Consider the following 14,393-nt stretch of genomic DNA (forward strand, 5'->3'; position numbering starts at 1 on the left):
AGCTTTCTTGGGACCGCAGCGAAGGTCGGCTCTCCGCCCTCCCTGAAAGATGGCGATGCGCACCACGCTATCGAGCAACCAGCTTTTCGACATCCCCCTCTCGCAGCATCGCTTCCATATCGTCCAAGCCATCAACGGCAGAGCGCATCTGCGCCTCATCATCCACCCCCACTGTCTCGACATCCGCAAGCTGTCCCCCAAAATCCATCTCCATCTGGCGCTGTTCCTCGGCGATAACGGCTTGAACGACAGGCGAGGTCTTCTTTGGAACTACATCAGATTGCCCTGACGGTTGACCGTTAACGACCTCGCGTGCCCTCTCCACATCTGCTTCAGATCCACGCGGGCCGTCCGGTGGCGGCGTCATCGGCATGGCGCGCATACTCAACGACAGATTGCCTTGCGGCCCCCCTCCCCCCGGCTCCGGAAACGGCAACTCGCCCGTCTGCGCCGCGTGGATCGCCTTGAACAGGCGGTCGTCAAAATACTGGATCCGCTTCGCACGGACCGGCATTTGGGCATCGATGACCATGACGATCTCATCGAGCGGAAGGCGGCGCGCTTCATCTTCAGGGAGCAGAGAGCTTTCTTCGGTCCTTGTGGACTGGCTGCGACCTTCGAAGGGGTTCTTGCCGATGGATTGGGAGCGCGTGACCACGGTCTTCGTGGTCTTGCCAACCGCCTTACTCAGTTCCTCGACGGTTTTCTCATCCGAGGGCGTCAGGTACAGTTTCACGCCGGCATTGCCCTGCAGCGCACGGCGGGTGTTCTCGCCGTAGATTTCATCGAGGGCGGGGATGGTTTGTGTCACTACGGCCAGATGGCCACGATAGGTCCGCAGGGTTTCGATGCTCTCGACTACGATCGGCATTTTGCCAAGGCGATTGAACTCATCGAGCATGATCATCACGGGCCAAGGCTCATCCGGCCCGGGGTCCTTTTCCTGCATGGCCGAGAGAAGATCGGAGAAAAACAGCCGGATCAGCGGCGCAAGCGGCTTCACCATCAGCGGCTGGACCACGAGGTAGACCGAAAAGGGTTTCTTACGGATCGTGCGGAAATCAAAGTCCGACACCGCCGTCGCCTCATCGATGGCCGGGTTCTGCCATTGATCGAGCCCCGAGGTCATCAAGAGCGAAACATAGGAGGTCAGAGTGTCGTTGTTGGTCGAAGCGAGCCGCGTGAAGATCAGCTTGGCCGCCCGGTTGTCGACCTCGTGGCCCCGCGCGAAGTATTCCTTCTGCTTGTTTCCGCCCGAGGCCGCGATGCGGTAGATCTCGCCCAAGGTCGGACGCTTGCGCTGGAACGCCAGCAGGCCTGCTGCCACAAAGAGATCGATCCCGCCCTTGAGGAGGCCCTGCACCCGGTCATTGTCGCTCTGCAGGAAGAGCGTCGCCAGGAGCTGCAGTTCCATCTGCTGGCGTGCGGGATCTTTCAGTTGATAGATGCGCAGGAGCGGGTTGTAGCGATGCGTGCGCTTGCCCTCCCAATCGGTGGGGGCAAAGCGATAGACCTTGTCGCCTTGGGCTGCGCGGTGACGGGCCGTGGCTTCGAAACATTCGCCCTTCACATCGAGCGTCACGGCGGAGCCCTGCCAGGTCAGCAGGTTCGGAATGACAAAGCCCGTGGTCTTGCCGCGGCCCGTGGGCGCCACGATCAGCGCATGCGGGAAGACCTTCGAGCAGACGTAATTCGCGCTGGATTTTGGAGAACCCAGCTTGCCGAGGATGAAGCCGGTGCCGGGCGCGCCGAAAAAACCGTTGGCCTTCATCTCGCGCGCAGACTGCCAATGGGTCTGACCAAACCGTGTGAGGGCGGAGCCCGAAAGAGCAAGGCTCAGCATCAGACCGGCGGCGGCGAAGCTGCCGATGATCAGGTGAATAAGTTGGGCATCCTCCGGGCGGCGATCGAGGATCGCCAGATAGTTCTGCGCGATATAGGCAAAGTCGATCTCGGCCCCGAAGCCGAGATCCTGGTAGGTCAGCACCGCCGAGGCGATGGTATAGCCCATGGCCCCGATCACCAGCGTTACCAGCAAGACCCCTGTTGCGATCCGCGCTTTTCCCATGGCGGCGCTCAATGGACCTGACCCCGCTCGGTCTCGCCATCCACGTCTGTCGCGCGGTGTTTCTCGTATTCGGTGTCGGCAAGATCATCGACCACCTGGCGCAAGGCCTCCGTGTTGGCCGTCGCGGCATCCGATTGCAGGTAGACCTTGGCGACATAGAGTTGGTCGAGGCGGTCCTCGAGAACCTTTTCCAGCGCATCAGCATCGCCGGATGTGAGCCGGGCGAGTTGGCGGTCATCAAGAACCCGCGCGATCTCGTCGCGGAAGGCGTCCCGCTCCGCCTCGCTCTCGAAGGGCGCGAAGAACTCCCCCGCCCGCTCATGCTCCAGAACACGCGCAATCTCGTCTGCAAGGCGGTCAGCACGGTCAGGCTGCGGCGCAGTTTCACCGCGGGCTGCGAGGATGTCGTCGTGCATGCCAGACCCGAGCCCATCGCGCATCTCGGTTTCGCGGCGGACCTGGTTGATGGCCTCCGTGTCGCGGATCTCGACGACGGCCGCATAGGTCGCGCCAAGCCCGCGGGCGAGGTGGGACGGCATGTCCGGATAGCGCGCGCGCAAGTCATCCGTGACAGCATCTGCAACCGGCATGCGGACGTCGCGTCCCTCCATGATCCGGTCGACCTCGCGGGTGATCTTGCTGGCGCGGGCCGCATCGGTGATGGTCTCCCTGTAGGGCTCAGACCGGTCGATCACGTCGCCGGGACGTGCGAGCAAGTTCGGGTGTGCCTCGAGATACGCGCGCTGCTCCGTCTCGATCCGGCGCTCCGCCCGTGAGACAACCTCAGGGTCCCGGTCCTCGATCTGCTGCGCGGTCAGGCCGTCTGCGCGCATCTCCTGACGGATTGTCCCTTCCATCGCCCGCACCGCGTCCTCGTGATAATGGAACCGCTCGCTGTCCGGTTCCGCTTCCATGACGCCATCCCGGCGCAGCACGTTTTCCCGTTCCAGCAGCGTGCCGAGCGCGACATGCACATCGTTGAGGATGTCGCGCGCCTGTTCCAGATCGGCGCGGCGTTCAAGGTTCAGATCGCGCGCCTCGGCCACCTTGGAGAGATCATTGGCGATCCATTGATGCTCGAGCGCTGCATTTGACGCGCCCGTCTCGATCCGGGCCACCACTTCCGATGTGCTGATCCCCGTGCCCCGTAGTGCCGCGTCAATGCGCGATCTCAGGTCGGGCTCGGCCAGTCGCTCGCGCTGGCTGGCGTCGATATTGGCTTCGGAATAGATCCCGCCCTCCGAGGGGGTCTCTGACAGCGTGGATGATCGCAGCCCCAAGGGCTGCATGTGCTGGACCTGCGTCTGGATCTCGATGAGGCGTTTTTCCAGCACGGGACGTTCCGCGTCAGACTTCTCGGCGATCATGCCCTGCACCCGCGCGAGCTTTTCCGCATAGAGGCTTCTCAAATCCTCAAAGCTTTGATCCTCGGCCATATACACATCTCCTGTTCGGTCCACCTGCCCGCCATGCGCCAGCACCTCGCCCGCGCGAAAGAGGGCTCCGGCAATATCCTCGCGGGCCTCCCGGGAGGCCTCCGCGGCAAGCGAATGGTAGACAGTTCTGGTGTTGGCGATCTCCGCCAGCGTCAGGGTCAGGTCGGCCCCCACACGTTCCCGCTCGCGGGGCGCGCGACCCTCTTCTTTCGCCGCATAAACCTCGCGGGTAGGGGCTGGGTAATGCACAACCCCGCGATCCACCCGCCGCGTGGCCTCCAGCCGTACACCATACTTTTCCGCCTCCTCGACCATGGCGAGGCGGAAGTCGTCATAGTTGAAGCGGTGGTTGCGCCCCAGAAAGAAGAACTCGCCTTCCTGCGAGCGACGGTTCAACACCAGATGCGCATGGGGGTGATCGCGGTCCTCATGCACCGCGATGATGTAGTCGAAATGCCCCTCATCCGTCTGGAAGAACCGCTCGGCCACATCCGTCGCGATGTCGCGCACATCCTCGCCGCGCGTGCCGATGGGGAAGGACATGAGCATATGGGTGGTCTGTCCGAGCTTGGGCTTGAAGCCCGCATCCCACCGCTTGGCAAAGCGCTCGGTCAGGTCCTTGATGTCACCGGCCTCGAGCTTCGCCTTGCCGTCCAGAAACCCGCTCGAGTCGACGATATGGGTGGACTTGGTGGTGAGGTAATCGAGCTGGTTTGCGAGCTGTGATTTGGTATGCGTACCCCCGCCCCGGATCGCCTTGAAGACCGCCGGACGGTGCCCGGCTGCCGCGCGCATGAGCTGTTTCTGCTTGGCGACATGTAGCCCCTGCATTGAGCCCCGGACGCGGCTCCAGCCATCCCGAAAGACCTCGCCCGTGACGGCATGGACGGCATCATTCAGCTGCATGGGCAAACTCCCTCAGCGCGGCCGTGGCCTGCAGCTGCATCGCGTCCCGACGGCGGCGCAGAAGCAGATCGATCTCGTCCGCGGAATCCAGAATGAACCGCGCCAGCCCGCGCATCTGCGCGAGGCGCAATTCGGTGAACTCGGCACTCGTGCCCCCCACGGCCCCCTGCCCCCGCCGGTTGGCCTGCGTCATCTGCTTGGCGATCTGCGCGACCCCATTGCCAACCTCGTGCAACGAGGCGCGGTAGCGCGCCATCTCTGCCGCCATCTGCGCGTCCGGAACAAACACCCCACCCGCCGCCTGAATGAGCCGCCGCAGCCCCTCGGCCCGGCTCTCGATCCCAGCGGCGGCCAGCACTTCATCGAGCGCCGCCAGCTCCGCAGCCGTGACCTTCACACTGACTGCTGAGACCGGGATCGCAGCATCCGTCTGGCGCTCGGCATCGGCTTTCAACACGTAGCGCACGGCGCGCGATGTAACACCGAACCGCGCAGCCAGCTCGGACGTCGACACACCCTCCGCGGCCTCGCGGACGATCTGCATCTTCTCGATCTCTGTCAGGCGTTTTGTTCGGGACATGCGGAAGAAAGACCCCCTATTTCCTGCCACCTTCCACCAAGGCTGCCCCCACCTTACGTTAATATACTCTCCTGTCAATTATATACTTACGTCCCATTCAGTCTCAGGCAGCCTTGGTGTCCGCTTCCCCCGCGGCCCGCAGGGACGCGGCAATGCCGCCCTCACCACCGGGCGACCCACCTGTCCTAGGGGTCCCGTCCACCAGCCCCGCCCGAGGGTCTGGCCGAACACGCATGTGTTCGGACGGAAACGCGGGCGGGCGCAAACCCTTCCGACAGGGCGGACAGGCAGGGTCAAGGAGGGCCAGATTTGGCTTGCCAAATCTCTGCCGCAAAAACCGGGAGGCCTTGGCCGATAGGTTTTTTGCGGATGGCCCCCTTGAGGCTGACTGGCCGGTCTGTCGCGGCCTGGTCATTCCGGGCGGAGTGCGTCCGTTGAACGCGCAGCGGCCGACGGCTTCGTGAAGTCGCCTCGGGCGATCTGACCGTCGGACGCGGCATCCCTGGAACAGGGATCGGGCCGCCCCAAGATCGTCCTGGGGCAGCCCATCCTCGTCAGAGGATTTAGTCCTGGGGATCCTTCGCGCTCGGCGGGAACATCACCAGCTCCGAGACCGCGACCGGGAAGTCGAGCTTGAGGCTGAAGAACTCCGAGCCGTCCCCGTTGCGGGTGTTGCGGAACATAGCGCCCACGCGCTGAAAACGGGTGCGCTCCTGGCCATCGGTATCGGTGAACTTGACGGGGACGGTAGCGACGTAGTGGTTGGTCATTTGGGTTACTCCTTGTTGCGATGGGGATCACCCAGCACGGGGGCAGGAGGCCCGGTCGCAAGCGCAAATGCGGAGGGTCCGCGGCTAGCCGTGGAAGCCGTATTTGTGCTTGCCGAAGCATGAGCTGAGGGCACGGACGGGCCGACCCCGTGCGATCCACATCTATGAGCAAAAAGGAGTGATCCGGATGACCCTTGCCATCACGCAGCCGCCACCATCCGTGTCCCGCCGAGCCTGGCCGGGGTGCTGACGGAGCCCGCCTGCGTGGATGCGATATTCCGAAACACCACCCGAGGGACGCGCAAGTCTTTAGCCTCAAGTGCGACGTTTCGAGCCTTCGTGTCTTGCGATGCTGACGATGTGTGTGAGGTCGCACCATCCCCAACCCGTACCGATGCGGATGGGCCGCACTCCGACGGACTTGGTAGAGGGATAACGGTGCCGGCCGCCGCAGACTGCCGATCACGCGTGACCGATCGCACGCGCCATGAGACATGACGAAAGGGCCGCGCCAAGCGCGACCCCCTCTCTTCAATCCTGCGCAGTCTTCTTCGCTGGGTCCGCAACCCGCATGACCGTCAGGCCTTTCGCTTCCGCCTTCTGCCCGAGGTTCAGCGCGACCCCGTTGCCGCCGAAGAGGACAACCCCCGTCGCGGCGAACTTGTCGTCCAGCATTTCGTCATTGCACTTGAACGGTGCCGCCCGGCCATGCGCGGACCAGCGCGGATCGAACCGCGCTTGTGCGACCCCGCGTGCCCGAGCCCACCGAGCCGCAATCATCTCCGCCCCGTGCTTGCCACCCTTGTGGCAGAGGAAAATCTCCTGATTGCGGTTCTGCTTGATCCGTTCGCGAACCTTGTCGAGCGTGTTGAAGATCACATCGACATCGGTCCAGTCGGTGGCGCCTGAGACGATCAGGGGCACCCCCTCGACTTTCGACTTCTCGGCGGTTTCGCGGTCGTGCTGCTCCAGGAGCTGCCGCGCCTCGAAGACCGCCCCGGTCTCTTTCGCCCCGACGCTTGCGCGCGACCCGGCTGCCGGGATGTAGGCGTGGCCCGTCTCGATCTCGTAGCATTCCGCCGCTGCCTCGCTCATCACCTCGATGGCGCTGACAATCTCGCGCAGCTGCACAAAGCGCGCCTGCGCCTCTTCGAGCGCGGTCTCGGCGATTTCCGATCCGTCGTGGGATTTTGCCAGCGCGCCGATCTTGTCGGCGGTGCGGTCGACCTCCTTGCCAAGCGCCACCTTGCGGCGCTGCAGGATCGTGGCGAGCCCATGGGCCAGCGGTTCGATCTCTGCTTCAAGCCCGGTCCCGCGCAGCTGACCGAGCAAAGCCTCGAAGCTCTCGCGGATGATGTGGTCGGTCAGGACGTGATCCTCCGGGATCGGCAGCTGCGCGTCCCTCTCGGTCAGTCCGAAAAGTTCGATCGTCTCGTAGGTGTTTGCGGTGTCGTAAGCCATGTCTGGTCTCCAGTGTTCGGTTCCAAGGCCACCACGTGAGTGTGGGGGCATGGCCGAATGCCTGGTTTCCGAATTTGCCCGGGTCAGGGACGGCGCAGCCGCCGGCTTGCCGGGCGCAAAAGTTTTCCGTGCGCAACAACCGACACACGCGCACCCTCACGCACGGGACCGCCTCGCGCCAAAGGCTCCGCCCTCGCCGAAAAGTTTTGCGATCCTTGACGCGGGCTGATTTGGGGGCCATCCGGAGGATATGCTTCCGCGCTCATGTGTGTGTGTTTTGACGGTAGGTTTGCCCGACCCGAGCAGGCAAACGGACCAACCGGACGCGGGAGACGGATGGAGCGGCGGGATCGTTTTGGCCTCGGGCCAAAACAGACCAGAGCGCAATCCGGCGGAGCGGCCGGGGAGGGACGTGCTCGCGAGGCGGGCAAACCGGGATGCCAGGCGCGACGCCGCGGTGAGGCCGCATGGCCGAATGCGCGACGGACCGAAGGGCCGTTCTCCCCTGCGACACGCGAAGCCGAGCTGGGGAGGCCGCAAGGCTTAGCCCAAGGTTGATGTGCTGGCGACGCCGCTGCAGACTACACGGATTACTTGTCCAAGCATTCGACGTGATGGGCGGGAATCGGACCTGCGGTTTTTCCGTCGCAGCACTTTGTCATATCCGATGTTCATCTTAAAAAACGTGAGTGTCGTGATCTTTTCAATCTTGCTGCGCCAAATATCTCTACAGCTACTGTGTTTGCCGTATCCTCAAGCGGTTCTCGATTTCTGTGTGGATGTCGTAACGGGTATCAATCGCGAGTTGCAGCGTAACAGCTATCGCGAAGCGGATGTCTTCGTCTGGGCTCAGGCCGCCACCCGAAGAGTCGCTGCATTGTACTCGGATTGGTATGATCGCATCTCCGCCAAATGAGGGGGTCAAGACGCGCGCGTGGGATAGCCGACGGGACCAAACGGTTCCTTTGGCAATAGCATTTGACGTCGGAACGTCACCCTTCATCTTAAGTCGCCATTCGTTATCTGGTTCGTCCCCTTCATCAGCAGCAACGGCCTCAAGGCGTGCGAGCCTGTACCTTGCACGCGCGACATCTATAGGAGAAAACCAAGCAAGTGTGACGAGGAGCGATCTATGCACCCGGTCATTTGACAATGACTGTGGCAACGGCATTTCAAAGACTCGTGCACCATCTTTGCGGACTGTGCCGAGGCCGACCAACGTCGCTCCCTTCGGCGGCCCTTCGCTCATAAGGTCCTCGTTCACAAGGCCATAACCGTATCCAGACAGGACCTCAGCACCGGCATGTTCATGATTCTTGCCTGACGCCATTTGGGAGCTGCGAAGGTCTGCTGCACTTTCTGGCCAACGAGCCCCGTGGACGGTCAGGGTTCGCGTCAGAAGCGCCATGTCGCGTCGAGGGAGTTCTTGTCCTTCATAGGCGCCGTCTGGCCCTGTCAATGCAGCGGCTGCTTGCAAGATGGATCTGGTAGTGAGCGCAGCTGCACAACTTGTGCCACATGCCCATGCTCGTCGGCCAGATACTGCGGACGAATGCGGTGGCGCAGCGACTAGGAGACCGGACGCAGGAAGGGCATTTGCTACCCGAAGGTTTAGATTTCCGCTTATGGAAGAAGCGCGGACGTCATGACGGCCGCCGACTGCTATTACATCGGGTTTGATGGCGCGATATGCTCCAGGACCAGCCGCCGACGAAACCGCTGGAACCACCGATGCTGCGTCATGAACAGCAAGTACGCCAGCTGGCAGAATGCCAGAACCCTTGGCGGCGCTGCTTGTCGAAGCGGCACCAACCGTAAGCACGTTCATGGCTTCTGCTGGAGATAGCAGAGTTCGCCTATGCCGTTGCGCTCGCCGTGCTTCATCCACCATCGCTTGACGAGCCTCGATGGCCGCATCCTCAAATGCGGTGGCGTTGATCCCGGAGACTTTTAAAGCATCGCCAACATTTCCAGCCGATACGACAAAAAGAACGCCGGCTCGATATGCCCACCAGTCAAGCAACCGGGCCAAGGCGCTCAAGCGGCCAGTGAAATGCCCATTCATCACGCCGATGGAGAGATTCACGACGAAAGCATCGGGAGCAATTGGGTTTTGGCCCTCTAACGCCGCAACAAGCGCTGTATGGATCACGTCGACGAATAGGCGACTTTCGGGAGAAACCGCAGTATTGTCATTGTCAACAAGCACGGGAATCGAAATAAGTCTGCTGTCGGAAACTGGCACACCATCAGCGTTCAAATCGCCTCGAAGAATCAACGATGACATTGAGGTAGCATGACGACGCTGCCGAACCTGAGACAGGCGCACAAGATCGTGTACATCCTCGATGTATACGCCATCGTTCAGATCAGGATGTGCCGCAATGGGAGTGCCATCCAGCAGCAGTGCGCGAGCTGGGAGTTCGGGGTCAAATTGAGCGTCACGCCGACTTGCAGGATCATCCCCCGGCCCAGCGTCCCCCACTTCGTCTTCAACCGGTATCGTTTGGGCTATGGTTTGAGGTAAAATAAATTGCAGGCCGTCCAACGTCGCCAGCCCTTCCGGCGCCGCTGGATTGTCCAGCATCTCTCGGACCGCACCAGCGGGCATCGATGCCAGTAGAGCGTCGTAAACAAAATCGATTTCGGAGATTATGCTACGTGCAATTATGTTGCCCCCGAAAGCTTCAACCCGCGCTTGAGCCTCTCGTCGCCACTGATTTCGGCGCTCATCACTGCGCGTTGGCCAAATCTCGAGCTCGAGGTTCACGGCAACTTCGTCGTCGAAGGGCAAGCGATCACGAATGATCTCTCCTGCCTCAAGTGTCAAACGATCTGCTGGTCCCCAAGGACGGAGTTCAGCCAAAAGGTCGAAGAGATTACGCCAAGGAGTTTGACCGTCCGGAAGATCTTCACCTCGCCTGTAAGTTCGCCAAAGCCGACGTAAGGTCTGCAATGAGCCTTCAGTGGGCATCGTTGCATATAGAGTTGGATTTGCGAACTCGATTCCATCGATTGGCATCCCGCCAGGGAGTGCGTAATCGTCTTCGAGGTCGACCTCCGTAAGCACTTCGATACCTGCATCGCGCGCAACCCGAATAAGATTTGCGATTGGAACGGCAGAGACAAACACCATCGCGCGCTCGGGCGCTATTCCGGCAGGATCCGCCCGAAGCGAGACAGCGGCATCCTCGCCTTGAAAAGCTTGATCTAGGCGTGAGAATTCTCGTCCAAAGCGCTCAGCCTGAACCGTGTGACCACCTGCGGCACCCCGCGGACGGGGCATTTTGGGTGGAGAACCTTTGATACGCTGTGTCGGCCGCTCTCTAATCGGAAGGGGGAGGATCGGTCGCTCGGTCATGGGAATCACTTTCTGGTGCTCGGCCGGAATGGTTGTGCCAGGCACGTATTCGATCGTTGATCAATGTTCTCAATGTTATGCGTCCCTGCGCAAGAGCCCAGCGACGATGTAAATCATGGAAAAAGGTCTCGGCTTCCGAAAAGCTGAGCGGCGCTACCGCCTCTCTGAGACGCTTCGGCGTATATCCGGCCGGACCATCGAATTCCCGAAGCCGCTCAGCAAAATAGGTCGTCATGTGCTCATCATCTGGGCGATCAAGCGTCAGACGGATTTCGAACCTGCGCCAAGTCGCGCGATCCAGTAGCTCGGGATGGTTGGTGGCTCCAACCAGAACGCAGTAGGATGGGAGATCGTCAAGCTGCAGCAACAGCGAAGTGACCAGTCTCTTTATTTCACCGGTTTCGTGCAAGTCGCCTCGTTCTTTGCCGATCGCGTCAAACTCGTCAAAGAATAGGACGCAGGGTTCGGTTCGGACATAGTCGAAAAGCCTCCGGAGTCTTTGAGCGGTTTCACCGAGGTAGCTGGTGATGACCGCGTCATATCGAACGACGAACAATGGCAAGGCAAGCTCAGAAGCTATGGCCTCCGCCAACGACGTTTTGCCGTTGCCGGGCGGACCAACAAGCAGCAGCCGATGCCGGGGTTCAAATCCATGTGCCCTTAGTACATCAGCGCGCGCCTGCTCTTCGATCAGTTCAAGGCACGCATTTCGGTTTGCTTGGGTCAGATAGAGCTGAGACAACGCTCGCTCTGGATGGCGGCGATCAATTCCGCCCGAGCCATCTCGAACTCTTGGGCTGCCGTTGGCCGGGCGTCCAGGAATGTTGGAGACAGGCGCAGCAGAAACCGCTTTGGCAATACGATCAGCGACGCCAGTGTGTTTCTTCGCGCGCTCCTCAGCCGCAATGGCTTCGGCGGTAACCCGGACGGCATCCTGGTTACCGGAAACTCCGGCCTTTACAAGTTCGACGATCAGCTCGCTGCGCACAAATTTCTCCAGTCCGGTCCTCGACCGATTTCGTACTTTTATGACGGATTCAAGAGATTGTCACCCGATTACGCATTTTTCTTTCCGCAAGGCGCTTGCCTACGCGAGGCATCCTTCTTGGGCAATGCCGCGTCCACATCATCGTTCGGAGTATGAACGACCGTTTCGCCGGAGCCTCACCGTAGCGCGCCGGTAGTTCATTAGTGGCCGCTCAATGCCTAGCGTACGGCTTCAGTCCAGATCGACGTCGCCCAGACGCGGCGCATGGACATGCGTTCGGACAAGAAATGCAGCGGCCGCGCCGGCCAAAGCGCCGAACAGATGAGCTTCCCACGAGACGCCAGGCTGACCCGGAAGAACGCCCCAGAGAATGGAGCCGTAGAGCAAACCGACCACCAGTGCCGCGCCCAGCGTGATCAGTGAGCGATCCACGAGGCCGCGCACGACAAGGAAGCCAAACCAGCCGAAGACGAGCCCTGACGCGCCGATATGGATGGCCGAGCTTCCGAACAGCCAGACAAGACCGCCGCCGAGGCCGATCACCACGGCGTTCACCGGCAGCAAGGCTCGCGTGGTCGTTGCCACCAGCAGCCCACCCATCACCAGGAGCGGTGGCGTATTGGCCATAAGATGCGCGAAGCTTCCATGCAGGAGGGGCATGGCGATGACACCATCCAATCCGCTGACGTGCCGGGGGATCAGGCCGAAGGCCGGGTTCAAGCCGTAACCGATAATCCAATTGAGGAGGTGAACCGCCCAGAGCAGTGCGACAAAGGCGACAAGCGCCGCGGCGCGCCGAAAGAAGGCGCGCATGTGATCCCAGTTCATCATGTTGGCGACAGTAGACGTCACCACAGCACCTTCAACGGCTTTCGCGCGCTCGACACGTTGCCACCTCCGGGAAAGGGGGTTCGAGGCGGCCAACCTCGGTACGGCCCAAGCCAAGAGAATGGCTCCGATCTTACACGGTGTTCCCCGGGCGAAAGGGCTGCGGTTCACGCTCGGGGCGCTTCAGGGCTTCGGCGTATTTGCGGGCATTGTCGTCAATCGTGCCGTGCCAAAGCTTCGAGACGAAGGCCCGGGCGTCTTGGACTGTCATATCCTTCAGCGAAGAGGACAGCGCCATGAACAGCTCATCCTTGCTGATCGCAGCGGCACTGTGCATAGCGTCCGCGTAGAATGAAGGATCGTTAAGGACCTGCTCGCGCAGCAGCATCCGCGCAAGGTCCTCCTCCGGGATCGCCATGAAGATCGTGTCCTGAAGGTCGGTCAGATAAGCGCGGCGCGATGTGGACACCGGTTTTCTGGCCGCCTTTGCCTCCACAAATGCCTGCCTGGTCCTGTCGAGCTTTGCCCTTGCATGGGTCATGATGACTTCACGCTTTCGGGCGGGTATCGCGAATCCGGTGCAGCGCTCGATATGAGCAAGGAGGTCTGCAACCTCTGCCTCAACATCAAAGCTCTCGAACCATGGAACCGTCCCTGATCTAGCCGCCACGCGCCCGCCCTCAACATTACGTTAATATACTATTGTATCGCATTTGCACCAGATCGCAAGCGGGTGGCGTCCTTGACGCAAACGGACATGGAAAAAGGGGAACCATGGTCCCACGGTTCCCCTTTCGGTTCAGATCGTCTTCTCTCGCGCGCTGGTCATGCGACCAGTGACAACCCCGCGCCCGCGTCCTGCGGCTGCTCACCGCTGTCGATGAACGGGATGATCGAGAATGTCAGGCCACCGCGCTGCTCCTCGTTTTGCACGGCGTTGACGCGCAGGTCGCCATCAGGCGTATTGATCAGCAGCGACAGGTAGTCGTTGCCCGTGCGACTGCTTTTCGCCATCCAGGCCGAGCCGACGCGGATCGGTGTGCCCCGGGGCGAGCTGACCTCGATACGGTAATCGGGGTGGGTTTCCTCGGATTTGTAGCTGTTCTCGATCAGCATGAACTCCAGATCGAACATCATGTTGGCGATGTAGCCGGTGAAGGCGTTGTCGGCGTCCATGGCGGTGAGCTCCCCCGAGATCGAGCCGGATTTCATCAGGCCGTTCGAGACCAGAGGGATGATCTCGAATTCGCCGCTTTGGGCCGCGCGCGCCTCTTTCGTCTGCACCGCGTTGACCCGGAAGGGGCCCAAGCCGACATCGATCTGCATCGAGATGTAGGGGTTGCCGCTGGTGTTGCCGGTCTCGTTCCAGGCCGTGCCGATGCGCACCTTGCGGCCTGATTTGTTGACTGCCGTCACGTCAAAATCCGGGCTGCGTTCGGACATCTTGGCCCGCGCCTCCAACTGGATGGCGATGTCAAAGCGCGTCGAGTGGATCATGCCGGTGTACTGAGCGGCTGCGGTCTCGACATTGCGGATGAGGGTTCCTGCGAACATGGGATGGTTCCTTCTGATATGTCCGGTGCCTGACGTCCTTGCCAGCGCATCCGGGATTGCTTTGTCGACCCCTCGTGGGATCACAAATCAGAAAGCTCGCTTTCCTTTCTTCCCAACCTTCAGTTCAGCGCTGGCGCCTGAGAGACTGTGCCACCTCCCCGCCGGGTATGACGCCCCTCCCCTACCCGTCTGGTCTCAGTTGGCTGTCCTGACTTCTCCCGTCGCCACCCTCCGGTCCTGCGATAAAGAACTCTGCTTCCTCCCCGTTCAACCGCTGCCCGCTCCGGTCGGTCAGCCCGATGGTGCTACCGTTCGGCTCAAACGTGATCAGGTATTGGCCGAGGCTGTCCTTGTGCACGCGGTAGCCACTGTTGGCCCAATGTACGGTCTGACCTGCATCGATGGCGGCTTTGATCTCTCCGAGTGTCATGATCGTCCCCT

Annotated in this window: 11 protein-coding genes; all 11 read right to left on the minus strand. The window is 61.3% G+C overall.

Going from position 1 to position 14,393, the window contains the following annotated elements:
- Positions 1 to 67: 67 nt before the first annotated feature.
- The 11 genes from R1T45_RS01320 to R1T45_RS01370 all read right to left on the minus strand — a co-directional run bounded on the left by R1T45_RS01320 (position 68) and on the right by R1T45_RS01370 (position 14,382).
- Entirely contained in the window at positions 68 to 2,068 is a 2,001-nt protein-coding gene (locus R1T45_RS01320; protein WP_317388882.1) for a type IV secretory system conjugative DNA transfer family protein, read from the minus strand.
- A gap of 8 nt (positions 2,069 to 2,076) precedes the next feature.
- Positions 2,077 to 4,410, minus strand: a complete 2,334-nt coding sequence (locus tag R1T45_RS01325; protein ID WP_317388883.1) for a relaxase/mobilization nuclease domain-containing protein — start codon at positions 4,408 to 4,410, stop codon at positions 2,077 to 2,079.
- A complete protein-coding gene (locus R1T45_RS01330) occupies positions 4,397 to 4,990 on the minus strand; it encodes a helix-turn-helix domain-containing protein (protein ID WP_152453213.1) in 594 nt (197 codons plus the stop codon). Before R1T45_RS01330 ends, R1T45_RS01325 begins: the two co-directional genes overlap by 14 nt.
- 563 nt (positions 4,991 to 5,553) lie before the next feature.
- Positions 5,554 to 5,760 carry a hypothetical protein gene (locus R1T45_RS01335; protein ID WP_007120662.1) on the minus strand — a complete coding sequence of 69 codons (207 nt, stop codon included), beginning with the start codon at positions 5,758 to 5,760 and terminating at the stop codon, positions 5,554 to 5,556.
- A gap of 531 nt (positions 5,761 to 6,291) precedes the next feature.
- Positions 6,292 to 7,221, minus strand: a complete 930-nt coding sequence (locus R1T45_RS01340) for a DUF2493 domain-containing protein (RefSeq protein WP_317388884.1) — start codon at positions 7,219 to 7,221, stop codon at positions 6,292 to 6,294.
- Between the two features lie 733 nt (positions 7,222 to 7,954).
- Positions 7,955 to 10,357 (minus strand): S8 family serine peptidase, encoded by a 2,403-nt coding sequence (locus R1T45_RS01345; RefSeq protein ID WP_317388885.1) that lies wholly within the window; start codon positions 10,355 to 10,357, stop codon positions 7,955 to 7,957.
- A gap of 190 nt (positions 10,358 to 10,547) precedes the next feature.
- Positions 10,548 to 11,570: an AAA family ATPase gene (locus R1T45_RS01350; RefSeq protein WP_074647065.1), complete on the minus strand. Its 1,023-nt coding sequence runs from the start codon at positions 11,568 to 11,570 to the stop codon at positions 10,548 to 10,550.
- 231 nt (positions 11,571 to 11,801) lie between these two features.
- Positions 11,802 to 12,383, minus strand: a complete 582-nt coding sequence (locus tag R1T45_RS01355; protein ID WP_048535543.1) for a rhomboid family intramembrane serine protease — start codon at positions 12,381 to 12,383, stop codon at positions 11,802 to 11,804.
- A gap of 148 nt (positions 12,384 to 12,531) precedes the next feature.
- The gene (locus R1T45_RS01360; RefSeq protein WP_317388886.1) at positions 12,532 to 13,068 is read right to left on the minus strand and encodes a hypothetical protein; all 537 of its coding nucleotides are present in this window, start codon (positions 13,066 to 13,068) and stop codon (positions 12,532 to 12,534) included.
- Between the two features lie 155 nt (positions 13,069 to 13,223).
- Positions 13,224 to 13,952 carry a DUF736 family protein gene (locus tag R1T45_RS01365; protein WP_048535407.1) on the minus strand — a complete coding sequence of 243 codons (729 nt, stop codon included), beginning with the start codon at positions 13,950 to 13,952 and terminating at the stop codon, positions 13,224 to 13,226.
- 181 nt (positions 13,953 to 14,133) lie between these two features.
- Positions 14,134 to 14,382: a hypothetical protein gene (locus tag R1T45_RS01370; protein ID WP_048535403.1), complete on the minus strand. Its 249-nt coding sequence runs from the start codon at positions 14,380 to 14,382 to the stop codon at positions 14,134 to 14,136.
- Positions 14,383 to 14,393: the final 11 nt, after the last annotated feature.

Origin of the sequence: Sulfitobacter sp. LC.270.F.C4 (assembly GCF_032922545.1) — a bacterium.
Lineage (GTDB): Bacteria > Pseudomonadota > Alphaproteobacteria > Rhodobacterales > Rhodobacteraceae > Sulfitobacter > Sulfitobacter profundi.

Coding starts and splice junctions, on each gene's coding strand:
- R1T45_RS01320 (WP_317388882.1), bottom strand. CDS start 2,068: ATGGGAAAAGCGCGGATCGCAACAGGGGTCTTGCTGGTAACGCTGGTG.
- R1T45_RS01325 (WP_317388883.1), bottom strand. CDS start 4,410: ATGCAGCTGAATGATGCCGTCCATGCCGTCACGGGCGAGGTCTTTCGG.
- R1T45_RS01330 (WP_152453213.1), bottom strand. CDS start 4,990: ATGTCCCGAACAAAACGCCTGACAGAGATCGAGAAGATGCAGATCGTC.
- R1T45_RS01335 (WP_007120662.1), bottom strand. CDS start 5,760: ATGACCAACCACTACGTCGCTACCGTCCCCGTCAAGTTCACCGATACC.
- R1T45_RS01340 (WP_317388884.1), bottom strand. CDS start 7,221: ATGGCTTACGACACCGCAAACACCTACGAGACGATCGAACTTTTCGGA.
- R1T45_RS01345 (WP_317388885.1), bottom strand. CDS start 10,357: ATGGTGTTTGTCTCTGCCGTTCCAATCGCAAATCTTATTCGGGTTGCG.
- R1T45_RS01355 (WP_048535543.1), bottom strand. CDS start 12,383: ATGCGCGCCTTCTTTCGGCGCGCCGCGGCGCTTGTCGCCTTTGTCGCA.
- R1T45_RS01365 (WP_048535407.1), bottom strand. CDS start 13,952: ATGTTCGCAGGAACCCTCATCCGCAATGTCGAGACCGCAGCCGCTCAG.
- R1T45_RS01370 (WP_048535403.1), bottom strand. CDS start 14,382: ATGACACTCGGAGAGATCAAAGCCGCCATCGATGCAGGTCAGACCGTA.